The sequence below is a fragment of the Flavobacterium ajazii genome, from assembly GCF_010614725.1.
Taxonomy (GTDB): Bacteria; Bacteroidota; Bacteroidia; order Flavobacteriales; family Flavobacteriaceae; genus Flavobacterium; species Flavobacterium ajazii.
The window spans coordinates 414,811-437,826 of record NZ_JAAEHL010000004.1; the positions used below are offsets into that span (position 1 = coordinate 414,811).

Genomic DNA, 23,016 nt, shown 5'->3' on the forward strand with positions numbered 1-23,016 from the left:
TCGACTGAAAGGAGAAATCACACACGAAATTCGACAAAGATTGACGACATACTTTGTCGAATTTCGTGTGTGATTCCTCGTTCCTTGGAATGACAAACCAAGTGTAAAAAAATAGGTTGTTCCTTTCAGGAACAACCTATTTTAAAATTATATTATTAAAAATGTCTATTTCAAAACCCCTTCAACAGCCTGAATAGTCGTTGCATGATAACCAGATTTCGCTTTATCAAATACTTTGTTAGCCCAAACTTTTCCTTCTGGAGTTTTAACCATTTCTTTATAAAGCATCATAACAGAACCTGTTCTGCTGATTCCAATCAAAAATTGTTCAATTGCAGGATCAGCCACTTTATATTGATGACGAATTGCCTGAACAAACCATTGACGTTTGATGATAAAGTTACCGCCTTTTGTAAAGTTGAATTCTTTATCAATCGCTTCCATTTCTTTTGCTGTAATATCAGCTGGAAGGTGATCAATAAAATGCTGTTTTTCTGCAGTTGTTGTAATTTTTTTGCTCAAACCGGCAACACCAGTTTCTCTCCAGCTTTTTTGAATCGCATCAATAGTATCAAATTCTGCTGAGCTTACCGGAAGAATATTCGATGGGATTCCTGGTTTGTAAATCCAATCTTCCAATTTGATTTTATCTGCCAAGGCTTTGTCTCCTTTAATAAGATTTTCATTCAAATACTTTACAAAATCTTCTGTTGTGATAGATTGGAAAGCATGAGAATCAAAATAATTCTTAATAAACGGATCAAATTTGTCACGTCCAACCGCATTTTCAATAACTCTTAAAAATGCATACCCTTTTACGTAAGGAATCTGGCTGATTCCATCATCAGGATTTCTGCCTGTTAAACTTACTTTTAATCTTGTATCAGGACTTGTATCTCCGTATTCCGCAACATTGTCAGTCAACTCTTTATTCGTGATAACGTTTTGCATGTCAAATTCTTTCTTTCCGAAAATAGCTTCGCCAATTCTATGTTCCACATAAGTAGTAAAACCTTCGTTTAACCAAATATCATCCCAAGTAGCATTTGTAACTAAGTTTCCGCTCCAGCTGTGTCCTAATTCGTGTGCTAACAAGCTTGTCAACGAACGATCTCCGGCAATTACTCCCGGAGTTAAGAAAGTCAAGTTCGGATTCTCCATTCCGCCATAAGGGAAACTTGGAGGTAAAACCAATACATCGTAACGTCCCCATCTGTATGGCCCGTATAATTTTTCGGCTGCGTTTACCATTTTTCCTAGCTCAGCAAATTCGTAAGCCGCACTTTTTAAAACAGATGGTTCTGCGTAAACTCCAGTTCTGTTGTCAATTGCTTGGAATTCGATATCTCCAACCGCAATTGCCATTAAATAAGAAGGAATTGCCTTGTCTTGTTTGAAAGTATAAACTCCAGTATCGTTTTTCTTCTGTGGATTTACAGCACTCATAACTGCTAATAAATCTTTAGGAACTGTAACTTTTGCATTATAAGTAAAACGAATTCCTGGTGAATCCTGACACGGAATCCAAGTACGAGACCAAACACTTTCGCCTTGAGAAAACAAGAAAGGTTTCTTTTTGTCTGCTGTTTGTGCTGGTTTCAGCCATTGTAATGCTACAGCGTCTTTAGTGGTGTTGTAGTAAATGTTTACTTTAGTTGTATTGGGTTCAATTGTGATATGAAGCGGTTTTCCGTGAAATTCAACATCTTTTCCAAGTTCAAATTTGGTTTCTTTTTCTTCATCTCCAAGGGTAACTTTTGTAATGTTTAAAGTGTTTTCGTCGAAAATAATTTCGTTTCCTTTACTGATGTTTTCAATTGTCCAAGATGCTTTACCGGAAATGGTTTGTGTATCAAAATCAACTTTGATATCAAGATCAAGATGCTTGACAACGGCAAGTTCCGGTTTAGAATAACTGTGTTCGTCTGTAACAGCAGTAGTTTTTTCTGTTTGCTCTTTTTTCTGGCAGGCAATTGCTGTCAGAAATAAAGCGACAAGAATTAGTTTCTTCATTTTACAAGGTTTTGAATTTGAGGATGAAAAGTAAACAAAAAATCCCGTCCCGAAAAACTTCGGGACGGGATTTAATTATAAAATTAACAACGATTACGCCAACATTGTAACTGGGCTTTCGATGTATTGTTTTAATGTTTGTAAGAACTGAGCACCAGTTGCACCGTCAATTGTTCTGTGGTCGCAAGCTAATGATAACATCATTGTGTTTCCAACTACGATTTGACCGTTTTTAACTACTGGTTTTTCAACGATTGCACCTACAGAAAGGATTGCAGAGTTTGGTTGGTTGATAATTGAATTGAATTCAGTAATACCAAACATACCAAGGTTAGATACTGTAAAAGTACTTCCTTCCATTTCCTGTGGTCCTAATTTTTTGTTTTTAGCTCTTCCGGCAAGATCTCTTACTGAACCACCAATTTGAGATAAACTCATAGCGTCAGTAAATTTCAATACAGGAACAACTAATCCGTCTTCAACAGCTACAGCAACACCAATATTTACGTGGTGGTTGATAATGATAGCATCTTCTTTCCAAGTAGAGTTGATTTTTGGGTGTTTTTTCAATGCTAAAGCACATGCTTTGATCACCATATCGTTGAAAGATACTTTTGTATCTGGAACGCTGTTGATAGCAGCTCTTGCCTGCATTGCTTCGTCCATGCTTACCTCGATCACTAAGTTGTAGTGAGGAGCAGTGAATAAAGATTCAGAAAGACGTTTTGCAATGATTTTACGCATTTGAGAGTTTTTGATCTCTTCTGTGTAAACTTCACCAGCAGGAACGAATACTTTTGGTGCAGCAGGAGCAGTTGCTTCTTGTTTAGCAGCAGGAGCAGAAGCAACAGTTTGTGCTTGTGCAGATGGAGTAAAGTTTTCGATATCGCTTTTTACGATTCTTCCGTTTTCTCCAGATCCTTTAACTTGATTTAATGAGATTCCTTTATCAGAAGCGATTTTTTTAGCTAATGGTGAAGCTAAAATTCTTCCTCCGTTTGAAGTTTCAGCAACAGCTTCTGTAGCTTGTGCAGCAGCAGGAGCAGCAGCTTTTGTTTCTTCAGCAGCAGGAGCACTTGCAGTTGCAGCGCCACCAGCAGTAAAGTTATCAGCAATTCCGGAAATGTCAGTTCCTGCAGGTCCGATGATTGCTAATAAGCTGTCAACAGGGGCAGTATTTCCTTCCTGAATTCCGATGTATAATAATGTTCCGGCATTGAAAGACTCAAACTCCATAGTAGCTTTGTCTGTTTCAATTTCGGCTAAAATATCGCCTTCAGCTACAGCATCACCTACTTTTTTCAACCAGGTTGCTACTGTACCTTCTGTCATTGTATCACTCAAACGAGGCATTGTTACAACGACAACACCTTTTGGTAATTCAGCTGCAGCTTTTGCAGGAGCAGCAGTTTCAGTTTTTGCTTCTGCAGCAGGAGCATCCGCTTTTGGAGCTTCGGCAGCAGGAGCAGCACCACCGGCTAAAAGAGCAGAAATATCTTCTCCTTCGTTACCAATGATTGCTAATAATGAATCAACCGGAGCAGTTTCTCCAGCCTGGATTCCGATATGTAAAAGAGTTCCTTCGTTAAAAGATTCGAACTCCATAGTTGCTTTGTCTGTTTCGATTTCAGCAAGGATATCTCCTTCGCTTACTTTATCGCCCACTTTTTTAAGCCAAGTCGCTACCGTTCCTTCCGTCATAGTATCGCTCAAACGAGGCATAGTTACTTTAATTGCCATAATTTTTTATAATTTATGAGGTGTAAATGGATAGTCTTCTTGTGCGTATACTACATCGTATAATTGTTGCAAGTCTGGATATGGAGATTCTTCAGCGAATTTCTGACATTCCTCAACTAAGTCTTTAACTCTTTGGTCAATTACTTCAATTTCTTCTTCAGTAGCATATTTTTGGTCTAAAATTACATCAAGAACCTGAGTAATTGGGTCGATTTTTTTGTATTCTTCAACCTCTTCTTTAGAGCGGTATAATTGTGCATCAGACATTGAGTGTCCTCTGTAACGATACGTTTTCATTTCAAGGAAAGTAGGTCCGTCTCCGCGACGTGCTCTTTCCATAGCCTCATGCATTGCTTCGGCAACTTTTACCGGGTTCATTCCGTCAACAGGTCCGCAAGGCATTTCATAACCTAAACCTAATTTCCAGATATCAGTATGGTTTGCAGTTCTTTCTACAGAAGTTCCCATAGCATAACCGTTGTTTTCAACGATAAATACAACTGGAAGTTTCCATAACATGGCCATGTTGAAAGCTTCATGTAAAGAACCTTGTCTGGCAGCTCCGTCACCAAAATAAGTTAAGGTAACCCCACCAGTCTCAAAATATTTATCAGCAAAAGCTAAACCAGCTCCTACAGGAATTTGTCCACCTACGATTCCGTGCCCTCCATAAAAACGGTGTTCTTTAGAGAAAATGTGCATAGAACCTCCCATACCTTTAGAAGTTCCTGTTGCTTTTCCTAAAAGTTCAGCCATAACGTTTCTAGGATCAACTCCCATACCGATTGGCTGTACGTGGTTTCTGTAAGCAGTAATCATTTTATCTTTGGTCAAATCCATAGCGTGCAAAGCGCCTGCCAATACAGCTTCCTGACCATTGTAGAGGTGAAGAAATCCTCTGACTTTTTGTTGGATGTATAACGCTGCAAGTTTGTCTTCAAACTTTCTCCAAAGCAGCATGTCTTCATACCACTTTAAGTAAACCTCTTTTGTAACTTCTTTCATCTGAATTCTTTCTTTTGCTAAAGTTGTTTTTTTTGTGTTATCAATTATTACCTATAACGCAAAATAGTTTCCTCCCACAAATTTGCGCCCGAAGGGTCGGGATGCAAAAATAAGACATTACATTTAAGAACTAAAATTTAAAAGCTACTTTTTGTTTTTTTTTACAAGAACTTTTTATCAAACATGAAAGGGAGCAGATTTTTAAGGGATGCTGACTGATAAATTATGCCTATTTCTCCCATAAAATAGATTTCTATAGGGGTGTCCTGCTTGATTTCGTATTCTGCAATAGATTGTCGACAGGAACCACAAGGAGGAATAGGGGCTTGGGTTTGATTTATATCTGAAGCAGCTGTTATTGCCATTTTTAAGATTTTAGCCTCTGGGTAAATACTTCCTGCGTGAAAAATAGCCACACGTTCTGCACATAATCCAGACGGGTATGCTGCATTTTCCTGATTTGAACCTAGAACAACTTTTCCGTTGTCCAACAATAATGCTGCGCCAACCCTGAATTTAGAATAGGGAGCATATGCTTTTTTACGTATTTCTACAGCCTGATTCATTAATTCCTGAATGTCATTTGGTAATTCCTGAAAGGTGTCGAAAACCAAAAATGATGTTGTTATGCTTATTTCTTTCATTCTTTTTATGGGAAAAAAAATCCAAATCTCTGTTTAGAAATTTGGATTGATATTATTTTAGTTTTTGTTTTCGAATTAATACTCTTCGTATTTATCACCAAAGTTAAATGTTAATGAGAATCGAAGTGTGTTTTCCAGAGGGTTTTTTACTTTTGATGCAGAGAACAGGTATGAAACATCAACTTTTACAATGTTGTATTTGAATCCGGCTCCTAATGAGAAAAATTGTACTGCACCTTTCTCTGGGCTTTGATGAAAATATCCTGCTCGCATAGAAAAGGAATCCTGATAAGTGTATTCTCCAGAAAGGCTATAGGTGATTTCTTTTAACTCTTCACTAAATCCGTCCGGGGCATCGTGAAAAGACTGAAACATTCCTTCTACCCAGCCAATTGAATTGTATTTGTTATTAGCTTCCTGAATACCGTTAGTTTCTCCCGTATCATCAGTGTCTCCGTCATTATTAAGGTCGACAGGTACTGGTATTTGTGGGGTAGGAACAAGTAATTTTGTAAATTCAAGACCTACAGATACTTTATTATAATCGTCTAATATGAAATCAAAGCCTCCACCAAGTCTTAAATTAGCAGGAAGAAAGTTTGATCCGTTATCAGAATCACTTAAATCGTAATTAATTTTCGGACCCATATTTTGGAAATTAAATCCGGCTCTCCATCTCCCGTTAAAGTCAGTGTAAGCAATTTCTTCAGACTGATAAAACCCGGCAACATCAAACGCAAATGATCTGGCTGCTGATAAACTTTGCCCTCCTGTTGTAATTCCTAAATTTGAGCTGATGAATCTTGCGCCTACTGCCATTGAGAACATTTCACTTAATTTTAATGAATAAGATCCGTCTATTGCATATTCAGATGGTTTAACTGTATTGGCAGGGTCATTGGCGTTTTCTCTTAGTTCAATATCACCAATACTAAAATAGCGAATACTTCCGGCAAAAGCACTTCGTTCGTTAATTTTGTTGTAATAAGTTAACTGACTTAATGAAATGTCATTTACCAGATCAGTCAGATAAGGAGTATAACTCACAGAGAAACCTTGTTTGTCAATTGAAAAAGCATATTTTGCAGGATTCCATTGTTGAGAGAAAACGTCTGCAGATGTTGCAACACCCTGATCACCCATACCCGCTGCTCTGGCATCAGCAGCTACTTGTAGAAAGGGAACCCCTGTTGTGATTGGTCTATCTTGTGCTTTCGCAAACGATATAATAAAATAAAACAATAAGAGAGATATTTTTTTCATTTATAATAAGTAAGTGTTAGTTTTTTTGTGTTAGTTGTGCAAATATATATTATAGAATAACAAGTTTTTCATACTTCTCAGCTTTTTTATTTGTCGTATTTGATTTTACAGTGAGTTTATAAATATAAACGCCTTTTCCTATTCTGTCTCCAAAATCATCCTTCCCGTCCCAGGTAATTTCTCTTGATAAAAAACCTTCCGTCGTAATGATTTGGTTTTTGGTCCAGACTACTTTTCCTGTTATAGTCATGACTTGTACCTGAACATCCAAAGGTTCATAAGGTTTGTTGTGAGAAAACCAAAACTGGGTATAGGTAGAAAAAGGATTCGGATAATTAAGAACGTGGGTCAGCTCAAGTGAATCATCTCCAACAACTACAAACTGTATTTCACTTGTCACCGGATTATTATAAACATCCCAGGCTGTAAAGGTAATAGTGTGCATTCCGGCACTTAGATTACGTAATGGAAATCGCAAATTTCCATTAGTGTAATCATCTAATTTTGTCTGATAATAATCATTCAGAATGTAAGGATTACTAACGTCTCCATCTAAAACAGCAATGATATCATGACCAATTCCACTTGCTGTATTAATTCCGTTTTCATCTTCAAGCAATGCTAAAAGAAATGGAGAAGCATTTGTAATTCCTCCCGAAACGAATGTTTCATCGTTCATATATAACTTCACTTTTGGACTAATATTGTCCTGAGCTGCATTTTCGTTAATTCCTCCAATTTTTATGATATCATTATAGCCCGACTGGTTTTCTAAAACGTCATTTTTTTTCGAATAGAAGCTGATTCTGCCATTATTTACAGGAATTCTAATATCTCTAGGAACTACAAAACTAAATTCGAACTGACCATTTGTAACAGAAGCGTTTCCTCTGAAAATGGTTTCGCCCAAAGTTTTAAACTGCATTGCCGGACTGTAGCCATCATTGTTAAGAGTTGTGCTGGTAATCAGTTTATCAAAAATGGCAGTTGAAAGCTCTCCGTTGTAATTACTTAAAAGAGTATTATTTTCATCTGTAACTTCTCCTGAAATCTTAATTTTTGCTAATGATTTAAAATCATCGATGGTTCCGGAAACAGATACATCATTTACCTTTGTTAAGTTAATTCGGGGTTTGGGAATAGCCAGCATTATAGCAGGATCTCCCAAATAAAAGACGACATTGCTGGAAGAACTTGGGTTTTCGTTTTTTGAAATGCGCAAAGCTTCGGCAATAGTCTGATATTGATTTGATCCGTAAGACAAAAGATTTTTTGCTAAGATATCGTTGAAGTTTTCAGCGTTATATTGCCCGATAGAACGAATTGTACTCAGCATTGCAATAGCTCCACCTTTTGGATTCCAGAAAGTATATTCTCCTGCAGTTGGATGTGTTGGGTCGTCAAAACGTGAAAACTCACAGGTTATCGTTATAAATAATGGGTATTTATATTGATTACTTAAATTTTGCCCGTCAGATTTTTCCCAAATTCGTTCGGTGGCTAAGCCATCTTCTCCGCCATGTCCTAAATAGTTAAAGACCAAAGCTCCTTTTTCGAAAGCATTAAAAAGATCGGTTCTGGCTTTTGGATACCTTGAACCTCCGGCAGATGCTTCTTGTGTATAAGAGTCCATAAGGATTTTATCAATATTTAAAAATGGTTTTTCAAGAGCGATTTTGTCGGCTAAAGTGTTTTGACGGGATTGTAATGTCGCATCAGAAGCCTTGTCAGAATCATCACTTATTAAAACAAAGTTATTTCGCCAGTTTCCATAAGATTTTGTGTTGTGGTATTCTAAAACTTTGTTGACCATTTCTTCTGCCTGTGTATTGTCAGAAACCAGCATTCTTCCTGTAGCTATGTCAATACCTCCAAAAAAAGATATTACGTTTCCTTCATTGTCATCCATCAGGCCAAAGAAATCGTCAGATGAAAATGAAGATTCTCCGCCAGTGCTGCTGTTCAACGAATGATAGATAGGTACAATGTTGGTATTGTTGGAAGTGCGGTTTTTATAATCAAATGAGGCATCGCCAAAGAGATTTAGATATTTTATTCTTTTATCTGAAGATGAGGCGTTTTTATAAACATATTTCACGCAGTTTCTGATTGCGGCAATGTCTTGTTTTCCCGAAGAGAATTCCTGGTAGATGTTTTCAAGTGTAACTACCTTTACATTTAGTTTTGAATAACTTCTGTGAAAAGCAGCCAGTTTTTCGGCCTGAGAAAGTAATATTTTAGGTGTTAAAATTAAATAATCAATGTCCTGAAAACTGTTTTGGGCATTCTTAAAAAGGGTGCCTTTTAGATTTTGATTGGTAATTTTGGACTGACCTTCTTTTAAAGGTGTATAATAATCCCTTGAGTCTATTGCAATGTATTTTCGGACTTCTCCTAAAGGTGCTTTGAAGCTCAAATTGTTCAAATTGTTGTTTTCGATATTTGACACATTGTATAAGTCGGTAATATCCCAGACTTGAGAAATTCCCGAAGCATCAGAAATAGTATAATTCACAATTCCGTTGGTTGAACCTGCAAGGTCGTATTGAAATAAAAATTGTTTACCTGTACCTTTTAGTTTTCTTTTTGCAATTAGATTAATATAATCCAGATAGCCTTTTGATCCTGGTACTCCATTATTATTATAGGTGAGTTTTATTTTTACATTTTCAGTTCCTGTAAAACTTGTATTAGCAGGAAGATTACCAGTGTAGAATTTTGTTTCAGAACCGCTGACTAGTGAACTGAAGGATATGTTTCCAATAGTTTGACCATTGGCAGAAACAGCAAATGAAGTATTTGTAAATGCAGCAGAAGCAGTTAGAGTTTCAATTTTTATTGGAGTTGTAACTTCCAGATTAGGAAAGTTAAACTCGAATTCCTGTTCGTTGTTGATTTCAAAAGACTCCCCAAACCATTGGCGGCCTGTATGTACTATATTAATTAGATCTGTTTCGTGAAATTGATGGTCGTCGAAAGTGTTTAATTCTAAGGTGATATTCCCAGAAGGTTGAGAGATATTCGGAATTCTTTTCCCATCACTTCCCTGAGTGGTAATGTAATAATATGACTTAGTATCATATAAGTTTATATTGGTTTGGCTTTCGGAGTTCCAGTTGTTGATTCCTTCAGCATAAAAAAGTATGTAATCATCATTGTTAAAGATGCCGTCGTTTTCGCCTATAACCTGAATTGCATTTTCAGCTAAGTCTTCCGGATAATATATATTGTTGGCTAAAGGAAGCATTCGTCCTCCATTTCCATAAATTTTAATTTTTCTTGGATCACTTTTGCCTGCATCAAAACCAAGACTTTGTAAAAACGATTTTGAAATTTTATAAACGCCTGACTTTTCTACATAAAAACGATACCAGTCACCCGAGGATAATACCGAATTTGAGATAATATTTGATTTTGATGTAGAAACATTGCTGTTGTTTGTCGAAGCGTTGCCTATAATTGAATAAGAAAATGATTTTATTCTCTTGAAGCTATTTCCTTCAGAGATTATAGGTGATAATGAAATGAATCCTTGTTTTTGATCTCTTGAAGTTGCTATTTGGAGTGTTTCGTTTGGTTGTTTGGGTATGTTTGCTAATGATAAATCACCCAAATCAGAAGCAGAAACAGATTCGTAAATTATGTTTGAAATTTTTACGGAGCTGGCGTTTGAGTAATCTGAATAATCAGGTCTAAAGAGTAAGGTTATACTTTTTTTAGTAATATCGTACCGGAAATAATCACCTGTAAAGTAAGGTATGCTTGTTTTGAATTCACCAAAATTCATTTCTTTTTTACTATGCCAGTCTATTGTGAGTGCCCCGTTTTTCTGAGAAAACAAGAAAAATGGAATTAAAAAAAGATATAAAAATATGGCTTGTTTCATAGTTAAAGAAAACGAAATTAATCTTAAAATATTTTAGTAAGTAAAAATATGTTTTTTAATGCAATAGTAATAATAAAAAGTATATTTTTGCGTTCGAAAACTATAGCTTATTTTCTGGTAAAAACAGCTAAACAAAATTATTAGAACAGATGTTGCTAATTAAATGTTAATTATTATATTGCAGCACCTAAATTTATCACCTAAGAATGAGTATGAAAGTAAACAAAATTGTAGCCTTGCAAGTAATGATGTCAATAGTTTTGATGTTGGGCACGGCTAGTTGTAGCAAAAAATCAAGTTCAAGCCACGCTTCAAGAGCAACCGGTTGGGATGTTGACAGTCAAAACGGAACGGCTGCTAGAAATGCAGGAAAAAAACAACAGGCAGGACCTGGTTTAGTTTTTGTTGAAGGAGGTACATTTACAATGGGTAAAGTACAGGATGATGTTATGCACGATTGGAATAACACACCAACTCAACAACATGTTCAGTCGTTTTACATGGATGAAACAGAGGTTACTAATGGTATGTATCTGGAATATCTGGAATGGCTGAAAAAAGTTTTCCCTCCTACAGAAGAAATTTATAAAAATATTTATGCAGGGGCATCACCTGATACCTTAGTATGGAGAAATCGTTTAGGATATAACGAAACGATGACAAATAATTATTTAAGACACCCTGCTTATGCTAACTATCCTGTTGTTGGTGTTAACTGGATTCAGGCAGTTGAGTTTAGTAAATGGAGAACAGATCGTGTAAATGAAGCAGTTTTAGAAAAAAGCGGATATATCAAAAGAGGTGCTAAAACAAATGATGTTAGTGCTGAAAGTTTATTTAACACAGAAACTTATATCGCTTCTCCAACTTCAACTTATAGTGGTAATGAAGAACTTGTACTAAAGAAAAGCCCTAACGGAAGAAGACCAAGAAAAGGAAAAGACGGAGCTGTAGAAGAACAGAAAAATGTTTATGCACAGCGTTCTTCAGGTATTATTTTACCTGAGTACAGACTTCCTACTGAAGCAGAATGGGAATATGCAGCAGCAGCAGATGTTGGACAAAGAGAATACAATATCTATAAAGGGCAAAAGAAATATCCTTGGTCTGGAGACTATACACGCTCTAACAAACGTAAAAACAGAGGTGACCAATTGGCTAACTTTAAACAAGGTAACGGTGATTACGGTGGAATTGCAGGTTGGTCAGATGATGGTGCTGATATTACAAACAATGTAAAAAGTTATCCTGCAAATGATTTTGGTTTATATGATATGGCAGGTAACGTAGCAGAATGGGTTGCTGACGTTTACAGACCAATAATCGATAACGAAGCAAATGATTTTAATTATTACAGAGGGAATCAATATGCTAAAAACAAAATTGGTAAAGATGGTAAGTTAGAAATTATCACAAAAGATAATATTAAATATACCACTTTAAGTAATGGTAAAGTAGTTGCTACAAATTTACCTGGAGAAATAGCTCAGGTTCCGGTTGATGAAAATGAAACGTATTTGAGACAAAATTTTAGCAAAAGTGATAACATTAATTATAGAGATGGAGATAAACAATCTTCAAGATACTATGATTTTGGGGATTCAGAATCAGCTGATGATGCTAAAAAAGAGACAATGTACAATTCTCCAATACACAATGTAACTACAGATAGTTTAGGTAACATGGTAAGGAAATATGACAGCTCAAGCAAAAGAACTACTTTAATAAACGATAATGCAAGAGTTTATAAAGGAGGTTCATGGAGAGACAGAGCTTACTGGTTAGATCCTGCGCAAAGAAGATACTTCCCTCAGGATATGGCTACAGACTACATCGGATTTAGATGTGCGATGTCTAGAGTAGGTGCTAAAACTGAAAGAAGAAAATCACCAAGGAATTAAATTTTAGAAATTCCAAAATAAAAAAATTCCAAATTCCGAAGCTGAGTTCAGTAAGGAATTTGGAATTTTTTTATTGTTTTTTTATTTTTATAATCTATATAAATGATGTAAAATGAATATTAAAGAAATTCATGCTTTATTTTTAAAATGCAAATCTCTTTCAATTGATACACGCAAAATCGAAAAAGATTCTATGTTTTTTGCTATCAAAGGAGAAAGATTTGATGCTAATACTTTTGCTCAGGAAGCTCTGGAATTAGGAGCTTTATTTGTAATAATTGATAATCCGTCTTATTTAATAGACGAAAGAACAATTTTGGTAAAAGATAGTTTAGAAATTTTACAAGAGTTAGCAAAATTTCATAGACAATATTTAAAAATTCCTATTGTTGCATTGACGGGAAGCAATGGAAAAACAACGACAAAGGAACTTATAAATGTTGTTTTGGCACAAAAATATAAGACAAAAGCAACTGTCGGAAACTTAAATAATCATATTGGTGTTCCGTTAACATTACTGTCTTTTACCAATGAAACCGAAATTGGAATTGTAGAGATGGGAGCCAATCATAAAAAAGAAATTGAGTTTTTATGTTCAATAGCGCAGCCTGACTATGGTTATATTACGAATTTTGGAAAAGCACATTTAGAAGGTTTTGGAGGTGTGGAAGGTGTAATTGAAGGGAAAAGCGAAATGTACAAGTACTTGTTGGAGAATGATAAATTGGCTTTTGTTAATTTGGATGATGCAATTCAGGTTGAAAAATCAAAAAAAATAAAAACTTTCACATTTGGATTGGACAATAGTCTTGCTGATATTAATGTTCAGGAGATAGAAGCAAATCCGTTTGTTGTGATTAATTATGATGACTTTTTTGTGAAATCTAATTTGATCGGACTTTATAATGCTAACAATATTAATGCTGCCGTTGCTATTGGAAGTCATTTTAAAGTGGATAACAACGACATTAAAACAGCAATTGAAAATTATACGCCAACCAATAACCGCTCACAGTTGTTAAAAAAAGGAACATTTGAAATTATTCTGGATGCCTATAATGCTAACCCAAGTAGTATGGCTGTGGCAATAACTAATTTTTCACAATTAGATAACACAAATAAAATAATGATTTTAGGTGACATGTTCGAGCTTGGAAGTGAAAGCCAGCAAGAGCACAAAATTATTGTTGATTCTTTGAAGAATCAGGATAAATCTGTTTGTTATTTGATTGGAAAATCGTTTTATGAAAATCGTATTTCTAATGAAAATCTTCACTTTTTTGAAACTTTTGATGATTTTTCCAAATTTTTGGAAAATAATAAATTTACTTCTCAAAGTACTATATTGATTAAAGGTTCACGTGGTATGGCATTAGAAAGAACTTTGGATCTTATTTAACAGAAGCCTTTAAATGATTGGATTAAGACCTTAGATTAGAATTTAAAATTGAAATTTATGGTCTTAATCGAAACATTTAGAAAATTAGCTTTATCTTTTCCGAATGCTGCTGAAGAACCTCATTTTGAGAAAACATCTTTTCGTATTAACAAAAAAATATTCGCAACTTTTGATGAAAAGAATAATCGGGCTGTATTAAAATTAAACGAAATTGATCAATCAGTTTTTTGTGCTTCAAGCGAGAAGATTTTCTATGAAGTTCCAAATAAATGGGGAAAACAAGGCTGGACAATTGTTGAACTTTCAAAAGTAAGACCCGAAATGTTTGAAGATGCATTAATGCGTTCTTATGAAAATGTTGCGTCAAAAAAGAAGTAGCATTTCTATTTTACAATAGTTCTGAAAGTCAAATTAACTCTTGATTTTTGAGTGCTTTTTGTCGGAGGTAATCGATGCAGCCAATGCGTCTGCGTTTCATCTTTCATAATCAATAAACTGCCATGTTCTAAAATCAAGGAAACCGTTTCTTTAGTTTCTTTATGTTTAAAAGCAAACTTACGCTCTGCTCCAAAACTTACCGATCCAATTGCACCATTCTTTTTCAAATCTTTCTCTGCATCGCTATGCCACGCCATCCCTTCTTCGCCAGTATGATATAAATTCAAGAGACAAGAATTGAAAGTTTCTCCCGTTTTTTCTTCAATGATTTTCTTTAATTTTGAAAGTTCAGGAATCCAAGGCAGCGCTTTTTTGGTAGTATTCGAATACGTATATTCAAATTCCTGATCACCGTACCAAGCTACTTTTCGTTTAGTTAAAATTAATTTTCCAAAAATTACAGCTTCGTCATTTTTCCATTCAATTGTGTTTAATAAGACATCACGATAGAAATCAGCTTCTTGTCTGGAGAAGCATTTTCCATAATAATTTACCGTTCCATCTTTCGGAAGAAGATTTGTAGTTTCGTCTGTTTGAGGATTAAATAAGTCCATTTTTCCATTTTTGATATTCCGATTTCATACAATGTCCGCAAGGCCTGAAACCATTTTGTTTGGCGTCATTTTCAGATAAAAAGAAAACCCGATTTTCTTTTTTTATTCTTTTTCCTGAAGAACATTTGAGTGTTCCGTAGATTTTTAATTTTTGGTTGCCACCGAAACAAATTTCCGCATTTTTAATTTTACGAAGCAATTCAGAATCGGTTATTTTTTGATGATTAATCATGAAGTTATAAGTTTTGAATTTTAGAGATGCACAGCAATACGAATAAGCAAAGATTGGTTTTTAATTTATCACAGATTATAAGAATTATTATGGTTAAAAATCTGTTTAAATCTGGCGGCATCTGCGAAAAAAATGCTTTTGTGATTAACGTTGTGTAGACGCACTGCAGTGCGTCTCTACAGATATGCGTTGGTTCGAAACCTCAGAACCTTTGCGACTATGTACCTTTGTGTCTTAATTTAATGCATCATGAAAAATAATTCCCAACGTATATCTTTCGCCAGAATGAATCTCACTTACTCCATGTTTCATATTTACGTGATAATACCCTTTTGTGCCTTTTACAGGTCTAAAATTGGTTGTAAAAACTAGAATATCTCCCTTTTTGGGTTTCAAAACAATAGCTTTTGATTGTGCTCTTGGAGTTTGTTGAGTCAAAACAAATTCTCCTCCAGTAAAATCTTCATCGGGTTCATTTAGAAAAAGCACAATTTGAATAGGGAAATATATATCTCCATACAAATCCTGATGTAAAGTATTGAATCCGCTTTTTTCATATTTTAAAATTAAAACCGTCGCTTTCAATTGATTATTGTCGTGACATTGTTTTAATAATTCTGAATGAGTTTCTGGAAAAACAGAATTAATATTGAGGGCTTTCATCCAAGAATTGGCAATTGGAGCAAGTTTTGGATAAATTGAAGTTCGAATATTTTGAATTAAATCCGGAAGCGGATAATTGAAGTATTTGTATTCGCCTATACCAAATCGATAACGTTCCATAACAACAGTTTTTCGATATATAGATGGATTATCATAATCGAATTTTAAATCTTCGCATTGTTCATTATTAAGCACTTTTGGAATAATTGAGAATCCATTTTCGTGCATAGATTCAGTGATGCTTTCCCAGTCTTGAGAAGCAATTTTCGATTGTATATTTTGCATAGTAATTAGATTTTATGAAATTTCCAATGAAGATTAATCATTGAAATTTGAAATTTTATTTTTAGGGATTTATTTGCGAACCTTCCCAGCCGATTATGGCTGTTTTTCGGGTATTTCCCCACATATAACCGCCGAATATTCCAGAAGATTGGATTACACGATGACACGGAATTAAAAATGCAACAGGATTACTTCCAATTGCTGTTCCCACAGCGCGAGAAGCATTTGGTTTCTGAATTTGATGCGCAATGGTACCATAAGTTGAAAGCTGTCCCATTGGAATTTTTAATAGCGCTTCCCAAACTTTCAATTGGAAATCGGTTCCTTTTAAATGCAGTTTGATTTCAGATAATTTGCTCCAATCGTTTTGAAAAATGAATAAAGCATTCTGCTGAGATAAATCCAGTTTTTTCGAAAATTGAGCATTCGGGAATTTATCTTTCAACACAATAAATCCAGTGATTTCATCTTCGGCGAAAGCCATAAAACAAACGCCTTTTTGAGTAGACGCGACAATAATATTCCCAAATGGACTTTCGGCAAAACTGTAATTGATCTCAAGATTTTTTCCTCCATTTTTATATTCGGCAGGTGTCATTCCTTCGATATTTACAAATAAATCATGAAGTCGGCTAGTTCCTGAAAGTCCAGTTTCAAAAGCAGTTTCAGAAATTGTTGCCTGATTTTCTTTAAGTAGCTTTTTAGCGTGTTCGATACTTGTATATTGTAAAAACTTCTTCGGACTCGTTCCAGCCCATTCGCTAAAAAGTCTCTGAAAGTGAAACGGACTCAAATGTACTTTTTCTGCAACTTCATCCAGATTGGGCTGATCTTTAAAATTAGCTTTGATATAATCTATAGCTTCAGCGATACGATTATAATTTATGGTTTCCTGTGTGTTCATCTTCTTTCCATTTTATAATACAAATATCGATTGGTTTCTAAAGTTATAAAATCTGAAACTTGCTGAAATGCTTTTTTGTTGTTTTAGTTTCAAGTTTCAGGTTTCACGTTCCAGCATAACTTGAAACCTGAAACTTCAATTCTAATGCGCTACAGTCTTAGAAAAAACATTAATCACAATAACGCCAATTACAATTAACGCAAGACCAATAATTGCTGGTAAATCTGGAATTTCTTTAAAGAAAACAGCACCAATAATCGTGATTAAAACAATGCCGACTCCAGACCAAATTGCATAAGCAAAACCAACAGGAATGGTTCTAATAGCAAAACTCAAACAATAAAAAGCACCGCAATAGCCAATAATAGTAATAATACTTGGAAGTGATTTGGTAAATTCTTCGGATTTTTTTAATGCTGAAGTAGCAATGATTTCGAAGATTATGGCAAGAAATAAAAATAGAAAATTCTTCATGGCTTACTTTTTTACAAAGTTAGACTTTAAAGCGGAAAGAATTATTTAAGATTATCTTTTCCAGAAGAAACACTAATCAATTTGTATCCGTTTTCAGTTCGTAGAAACTCAAAATGATCTTGCCCGCTATCGGTTTTGTTTTTTGGATTGATTATAAGATCCATTGTTGGGTACATCCAATCTTTCGATTCTCTGCAATTGTTGAAATAAACATCGTATTCTTCTGTTTCAAAAATAAATTGATTTAATCCGTCAGAAGAAATAAAATAATCTGTTTTTGGATTTTTGAGTTCCTGAAGTTTTAGTTTTAAGTAAGTATAATTCTGACTGATAAATTTAGTTTTAGGCGCGTTGATCCAACCGTCTGGTTCTTTCCAATAAGTAATTTTTTCGAAAGCGTGTTTTTCTAAATTTGCTTTAGACAAATCCTGAAGTAAAGTATTTTCCAGCCAATATTTAAATTCTTTGTTATAATTGATGAACGAGTAATATTGTCCATCAACACCAAGGAAACTATCCCTTGTTTTGTCTTTACTGGGTTCTTTTGATTTTTCTAAAGAATAAAAATTTAAATCATCGTTGTAAGCAAAATTTTCAACTAAGATTTTGTTGTTGATGTCAATAAGGAATTCTTTTCCTCCAGTCCAGAAAAGATGTTCTCCGTCTTTTTCTTTTTTGGCGTCTTTTAATGCAATGAACATTCCGTTTTTGGCTTTGGTTACATTGCTATATCCTGCTGGAATGACAATTTTTCCCTGGCTGTCAAACATACCCATTTTATCAGTTTTGTGATCTGTGAATCTTATAAAACCTTCATTTTCGCAATCCGGACTATTGTCAAAAACATATAAACTGTCTCGCCCGACAATCTTTCCCTGCTTAGTTAAATAATAGTTTTTCCATTTACCGTTTTCTTCTTCGGTAACGGCAATTATATTTTCAAATTTACGCGCAATAGTAAAACCATTCAATTTTGGTTCAATTTTGATTACTCCGTTTTTGTCATTAAATCCAATCAGCGTAGTGTCTTTGTTAGGAAATGAAGTCCATATATCATTTTTTTGTGCAAAAACAGAAGTATTTAAACACAAAAGCAGGCAAAGTGCAAGGATATTTTTCATGAAAGTTTATTTATCTGATTGAGTTTCTAGTTTATTTTTTTACTTCTTCAAAACAATTAGAACATAATGTTCTATTTTTTTCGAACATAATTTTGCATTGAAAAAGACATGTTACATTACTTCAATTAACTTAAAACGTAATGTATTATTGTTGAATTCGGTATGTAAAGTCAATTCGGTTTCTTTGTTGTCGGAGGTAAATAAATTTGTTTCAAGGATTTTTAGTTTTGGGAGATCTTCGGTTTCGAAATAGTCGAATAATTCTTCTTTGATTTCTTCAAAAAGAGCTGAGTTGATTCCGAAATTATTTTTTAAGTTTTCGAAATTCATGGAATTGATATTTTCTACTAATTCGGAGTTTAAGCGGAAGGCGGTTTGGGAGCTATTTTCTTTTGTCATTTCGTAAGTTTATACTTCAAATTTAAAGTTATAAAGTTTAAAGATTATAAAGATCTTGTTAATTTAATTGGTTCTTGGGCTACGTAAGCGTGAGGGATAGGAATAAGCTACCGAAGTAGCATGGATAGCCCGACAGCATTTAAGAAAAGGCCTAATGAGCGCAAAGTATATTTGGGCCTTTTTTTAAATGGTGGCACGCCCAAATAAAAAACCCTCACATTTCTGCAAGGGTTCTATCTTAATTCTTAGTACTAAAAACTTAATATTAGTATCTGTAATATTCTGGTTTGAATGGACCCTGAACTTCAACACCAATATAAGCAGCCTGATCTTCTCTAAGAACTTCAAGTTCAACGCCTAATTTAGCTAAGTGTAAAGCAGCCACTTTTTCATCTAAATGTTTTGGTAACATATAAACTTCATTTTTGTAAGCTGCGCTGTTGTTCCATAATTCGATTTGAGCCAAAGTCTGGTTTGTAAATGAGTTACTCATTACAAAACTTGGGTGACCTGTAGCACAACCAAGGTTTACCAAACGTCCTTCAGCTAAGATAATGATATCATTTCCAGCGATAGTATATTTGTCAACCTGAGGTTTGATTTCGATTTTAGAAGCACCATGGTTTTTGTTTAACCAGGCCATGTCGATTTCGTTGTCAAAGTGTCCGATGTTACAAACAACAGTTTTGTCTTTCATTTTTTCGAAATGACTTCCAACTACGATATCTTTATTTCCTGTAGTTGTAATGATGATATCAGCATTAGCAATTACAGTATCTAATTTTTTAACTTCGTAACCGTCCATTGCAGCTTGTAAAGCACAAATCGGATCGATTTCAGTAACTGTTACGATAGAACCAGCACCTCTAAAAGAAGCTGCAGTTCCTTTTCCTACGTCACCGTATCCGCACACAATTACTCTTTTTCCAGCTAACATTAAGTCAGTAGCACGACGAATAGCATCTACTGCAGATTCTTTACAACCGTATTTGTTATCAAATTTAGATTTAGTAACAGAATCGTTAATGTTGATAGCAGGCATTGGTAAAGTTCCGGCTTTTACTCTTTCGTAAAGTCTGTGAACACCAGTTGTAGTTTCTTCAGAAAGACCTTTAATTCCAGGAACTAATTCCGGGTAACGATCGATAACCATGTTAGTTAAATCTCCACCATCGTCAAGAATCATGTTCAAAGGTTTTCTGTCTTCTCCAAAGAATAACGTTTGCTCAATACACCAGTCAAATGATTCTTCGTCAAGACCTTTCCAGGCATAAACTGAAATTCCGGCAGCAGCAATAGCAGCAGCAGCCTGATCCTGAGTAGAGAAAATGTTACAAGAAGACCAGGTAACCTCTGCACCAAGAGCAATTAAAGTTTCAATCAAAACAGCAGTCTGGATTGTCATGTGTAAACATCCTGCGATACGCGCACCTTTAAGTGGCTGCTCATCTTTGTATTCAGCGCGAAGTGCCATTAAACCTGGCATTTCAGCTTCAGCTAGTTCGATTTCTTTTCTTCCCCAAGCTGCCAGAGAAATGTCTTTTACTTTGTAAGCCACATAAGGCGTAGTTGTAGTACTCATTTATAGTATATTTGTAATTGTAAAATTTTTGCAAATTTAAGGAATAGGTTTTTAATTTTACTACTTTCAGTAAGATTTATGAAATCTTTAATTTCTTAATCTTTAGAATGTTAGTTGCATTCTTTGTTTGTCATACTGAGCGTAGTCGAAGTAAGAAGCTAATCCTGCTGTCCACTGTATCTTTTGTGGCGAACCCCGTCACAAAAGGTAATTGCGAGAGCAATTCGACCATTAGGGCTAAACCAGAGTTCATTAGATAAGTTATTTTCAAAAAGAAAGTAATTTATAATTTATCATTCATTAATTTATAATTAAAGAGAAATGCCTTTATTTCAAACTATACAATGCAATGAAAACACCCGAATTTTAATTTGGGAGATAACCGAATCTTTTGACGAATTAAGAAGTAAAGTTGTCTTAAAAGAAAAAACGCAATTGAGGTTGAATGGGATGAAATCTGAAATGCATCAGCGCGCTTTTTTGAGCGTTCGCATGCTAATTCAGGAAATGGGTTTCACAGATAAAGACCTGCATTATGACGAATTCGGAAAGCCGTATTTCGATTGTCATAATTATATATCAATTACGCATTCGTATCATTTTGCCGCAATTATTATTAGCGATGAAACAGTTGGAATCGATATGGAGTTGCAGCGTGAAAAAATCATCCGTATAGGGGATAAATTTACTGATTATGAATGTAAATATCTGTACCCTGATTTTTTAGAAGAATACATTAAAAAACTAACTTTCATTTGGGGTGCCAAAGAAGCCATTTTTAAAATCAGAAACGAAAAAGGAATCAGTTTTAAAGATCATATTTGGGTCGAAGATTTTTCTTTGAATGAATCCCAAACACAGGCAAGTCTACATTTCGATGATTTAGTTAAAGATTTCGATGTATATCATCAGGAAATCAAATCAGATCATTTTGAAGGAACTTTTACTTTGGTTTATGCTTTTGAAAAGTAAATCCAATATAAAAATTCCAAATCTTATAGAATGTAAGAATATCTAAAAAAACTTATCCTAAAACAACAAAAACTGTACATTATAACTTTGTAAAGAAAGTTTAAATCAAAAAAGCTTTACTATTTTTTACTTCTTCGCTGACAAATAAACCCCAATCAGAATAATAAATGCTCCAAAAAACTGAATCGGCGTCAGCATCTCGTTATCCAGCAACCCCCAGAAAAAAGCCACTATCGGAATCAAATAGGTTACCGATGTTGCAAATATCGGCGAGGACATTTGTATCAGTTTAAAGAACAAGACATTTGCAATTCCTGTTCCTAAAACGCCTAAAATCATTACAAACAAAACAGAATATTGTGTTGTCTCCAGATGTATTTTTTGTGTAAAATCTGTAGTACTCAAAATAAGTAAAGCCGGTAAAAACAAAACCGCAAAATTACCTGTCGTAATACTCAATGAATTCAAATCGGACAAATATTTTTTGATCAGATTGACGTTAATTGCATAACACAGCGTTGCAATTACAACTAAAATCAAATAATAATAATTTTGACCGGAATGATCCGAAGACCCATTCAAAACCAGTAACAAACAGCCAACCAATCCGATAAAAACACCTAAAACCTGACGTTTTTGAAACTGAATTCCAAAAAATATAATTCCTAAAACTAATGTATTTAAAGGTGTAAGCGAATTTAAAATAGCTACAATTGAGCTATCCACCTGAGTTTCGGCAATCGCAAAAAAGAAAGCAGGTATAAATGTCCCAAAGAATGAAGTCAGAGCCACAAATTTCCATTGCCGCAGGGAAATTTTCTTTAAACTCGAAAACCCGACTACAAGCAAAAACAAACCTGCAAAAATAATTCGGAGCGAACCTACCTGAATCGCCGTTAATCCTACTAATCCCCTTTTGATTAGAATAAACGAACTTCCCCAAATTAGCGAAAGCAGCAATAAATAGAACCATTTTAATTGTTTTGCATCCATAAAACTGTATTTTACTACAAATTTGTAATAATTTTAGGAACTGACCTTTCCTTTTTTATTAATTTTGCAACAAACATATTGACAAACTAAAATCATATATAATGAAATTTACAAAAATAATAACATCGTTAGCCATTGCAGGCTTGGTACTGGTAAGCTGTAAAAAAGAAGAAGATAAAAGCTTAGCGGTCGCAAGAGGCGAAAAAACAGAAACTCCAAAAGAACACAAACCAATCGCTGCAGAAAATGTACAGACTGCCAGTTTTACCATCGAAGGAATGACTTGTGCAATGGGATGCGCCAAAACCATCGAAAAAGAATTAACAAATCTGGACGGTGTTGAAAAAGCAGCTGTTGATTTCGACAAAAAAACAGCAACTGTAACTTTTGATAAAACAATTCAGAATCCTGAGTCTTTGACAAAAGTCGTTCAGGAAACCGGAGACGGCAAAACATATAAAGTTTCGAATATGAAATCGTAATTAAAGCGATTATCTAATTCTGATAAAAAACAATTATAGACAGTATTAAACTCAGGTTTAACTACT

General features: G+C 34.6%; 20 protein-coding genes. 5 read left to right on the forward strand and 15 right to left on the reverse strand.

The window, feature by feature from the left end; all coding sequences use genetic code 11:
* Positions 1-165: 165 nt before the first annotated feature.
* The 6 genes from GWR14_RS09740 to porU all read right to left on the reverse strand — a co-directional run bounded on the left by GWR14_RS09740 (position 166) and on the right by porU (position 10,551).
* Complete coding sequence (locus GWR14_RS09740) at positions 166-2,013, reverse strand: hydrolase/aminopeptidase (protein ID WP_163408835.1); 1,848 nt, start codon at positions 2,011-2,013, stop codon at positions 166-168.
* Between the two features lie 93 nt (positions 2,014-2,106).
* The gene (locus GWR14_RS09745) at positions 2,107-3,753 is read right to left on the reverse strand and encodes a 2-oxo acid dehydrogenase subunit E2 (protein ID WP_163408836.1); all 1,647 of its coding nucleotides are present in this window, start codon (positions 3,751-3,753) and stop codon (positions 2,107-2,109) included.
* A 6-nt stretch (positions 3,754-3,759) separates the two neighbouring features.
* Complete coding sequence (gene pdhA, locus GWR14_RS09750) at positions 3,760-4,758, reverse strand: pyruvate dehydrogenase (acetyl-transferring) E1 component subunit alpha (protein WP_163408837.1); 999 nt, start codon at positions 4,756-4,758, stop codon at positions 3,760-3,762.
* A 161-nt stretch (positions 4,759-4,919) separates the two neighbouring features.
* Entirely contained in the window at positions 4,920-5,402 is a 483-nt protein-coding gene (gene cdd, locus GWR14_RS09755) for a cytidine deaminase (RefSeq protein WP_163408838.1), read from the reverse strand.
* Positions 5,403-5,477: 75 nt separating this feature from the next.
* Complete coding sequence (gene porV, locus GWR14_RS09760; RefSeq protein WP_163408839.1) at positions 5,478-6,665, reverse strand: type IX secretion system outer membrane channel protein PorV; 1,188 nt, start codon at positions 6,663-6,665, stop codon at positions 5,478-5,480.
* A gap of 49 nt (positions 6,666-6,714) precedes the next feature.
* The gene (gene porU / locus GWR14_RS09765; RefSeq protein ID WP_163408840.1) at positions 6,715-10,551 is read right to left on the reverse strand and encodes a type IX secretion system sortase PorU; all 3,837 of its coding nucleotides are present in this window, start codon (positions 10,549-10,551) and stop codon (positions 6,715-6,717) included.
* Between the two features lie 212 nt (positions 10,552-10,763).
* Between porU and gldJ the strand changes: the two genes are divergently transcribed.
* From gldJ to GWR14_RS09780, 3 genes are all read left to right on the forward strand, one after another.
* Entirely contained in the window at positions 10,764-12,452 is a 1,689-nt protein-coding gene (gene gldJ, locus GWR14_RS09770) for a gliding motility lipoprotein GldJ (protein WP_163408923.1), read from the forward strand.
* A gap of 112 nt (positions 12,453-12,564) precedes the next feature.
* Positions 12,565-13,851, forward strand: coding sequence for a UDP-N-acetylmuramoyl-tripeptide--D-alanyl-D-alanine ligase (locus GWR14_RS09775; protein ID WP_163408841.1), 1,287 nt, complete (start codon positions 12,565-12,567; stop codon positions 13,849-13,851).
* A 57-nt stretch (positions 13,852-13,908) separates the two neighbouring features.
* Positions 13,909-14,229 carry an MmcQ/YjbR family DNA-binding protein gene (locus tag GWR14_RS09780; RefSeq protein WP_163408842.1) on the forward strand — a complete coding sequence of 107 codons (321 nt, stop codon included), beginning with the start codon at positions 13,909-13,911 and terminating at the stop codon, positions 14,227-14,229.
* Positions 14,230-14,234: 5 nt separating this feature from the next.
* Here GWR14_RS09780 and GWR14_RS09785 read toward each other — a convergent pair whose 3' ends face one another.
* The 8 genes from GWR14_RS09785 to ahcY form a co-directional block, all read right to left on the reverse strand.
* Positions 14,235-14,843, reverse strand: coding sequence for an alpha-ketoglutarate-dependent dioxygenase AlkB family protein (locus GWR14_RS09785; protein WP_163408843.1), 609 nt, complete (start codon positions 14,841-14,843; stop codon positions 14,235-14,237).
* Positions 14,830-15,075 carry an Ada metal-binding domain-containing protein gene (locus GWR14_RS09790; protein WP_163408844.1) on the reverse strand — a complete coding sequence of 82 codons (246 nt, stop codon included), beginning with the start codon at positions 15,073-15,075 and terminating at the stop codon, positions 14,830-14,832. Before GWR14_RS09790 ends, GWR14_RS09785 begins: the two co-directional genes overlap by 14 nt.
* A 234-nt stretch (positions 15,076-15,309) precedes the next feature.
* On the reverse strand, positions 15,310-16,023 hold the full coding sequence (locus GWR14_RS09795) for a 2OG-Fe(II) oxygenase (protein ID WP_163408845.1): 714 nt from the start codon (positions 16,021-16,023) through the stop codon (positions 15,310-15,312).
* Between the two features lie 61 nt (positions 16,024-16,084).
* Positions 16,085-16,927 carry a bifunctional helix-turn-helix domain-containing protein/methylated-DNA--[protein]-cysteine S-methyltransferase gene (locus GWR14_RS09800; protein ID WP_163408846.1) on the reverse strand — a complete coding sequence of 281 codons (843 nt, stop codon included), beginning with the start codon at positions 16,925-16,927 and terminating at the stop codon, positions 16,085-16,087.
* Between the two features lie 141 nt (positions 16,928-17,068).
* Positions 17,069-17,401 (reverse strand): DMT family transporter, encoded by a 333-nt coding sequence (locus tag GWR14_RS09805; protein WP_163408847.1) that lies wholly within the window; start codon positions 17,399-17,401, stop codon positions 17,069-17,071.
* A gap of 41 nt (positions 17,402-17,442) precedes the next feature.
* Complete coding sequence (locus tag GWR14_RS09810) at positions 17,443-18,522, reverse strand: hypothetical protein (protein WP_163408848.1); 1,080 nt, start codon at positions 18,520-18,522, stop codon at positions 17,443-17,445.
* A gap of 111 nt (positions 18,523-18,633) precedes the next feature.
* Entirely contained in the window at positions 18,634-18,921 is a 288-nt protein-coding gene (locus tag GWR14_RS09815) for a hypothetical protein (protein ID WP_163408849.1), read from the reverse strand.
* A gap of 265 nt (positions 18,922-19,186) precedes the next feature.
* On the reverse strand, positions 19,187-20,503 hold the full coding sequence (ahcY, locus tag GWR14_RS09820) for an adenosylhomocysteinase (protein WP_163408850.1): 1,317 nt from the start codon (positions 20,501-20,503) through the stop codon (positions 19,187-19,189).
* A gap of 321 nt (positions 20,504-20,824) precedes the next feature.
* Between ahcY and GWR14_RS09825 the strand changes: the two genes are divergently transcribed.
* Complete coding sequence (locus GWR14_RS09825; RefSeq protein ID WP_163408851.1) at positions 20,825-21,475, forward strand: 4'-phosphopantetheinyl transferase family protein; 651 nt, start codon at positions 20,825-20,827, stop codon at positions 21,473-21,475.
* 126 nt (positions 21,476-21,601) lie between these two features.
* On the opposite strand, the gene GWR14_RS09830 is transcribed toward GWR14_RS09825, so the two are convergent.
* Positions 21,602-22,468 (reverse strand): DMT family transporter, encoded by an 867-nt coding sequence (locus GWR14_RS09830; protein ID WP_163408852.1) that lies wholly within the window; start codon positions 22,466-22,468, stop codon positions 21,602-21,604.
* 101 nt (positions 22,469-22,569) lie between these two features.
* Between GWR14_RS09830 and GWR14_RS09835 the strand changes: the two genes are divergently transcribed.
* A complete protein-coding gene (locus GWR14_RS09835; RefSeq protein WP_163408853.1) occupies positions 22,570-22,950 on the forward strand; it encodes a heavy-metal-associated domain-containing protein in 381 nt (126 codons plus the stop codon).
* Positions 22,951-23,016: the final 66 nt, after the last annotated feature.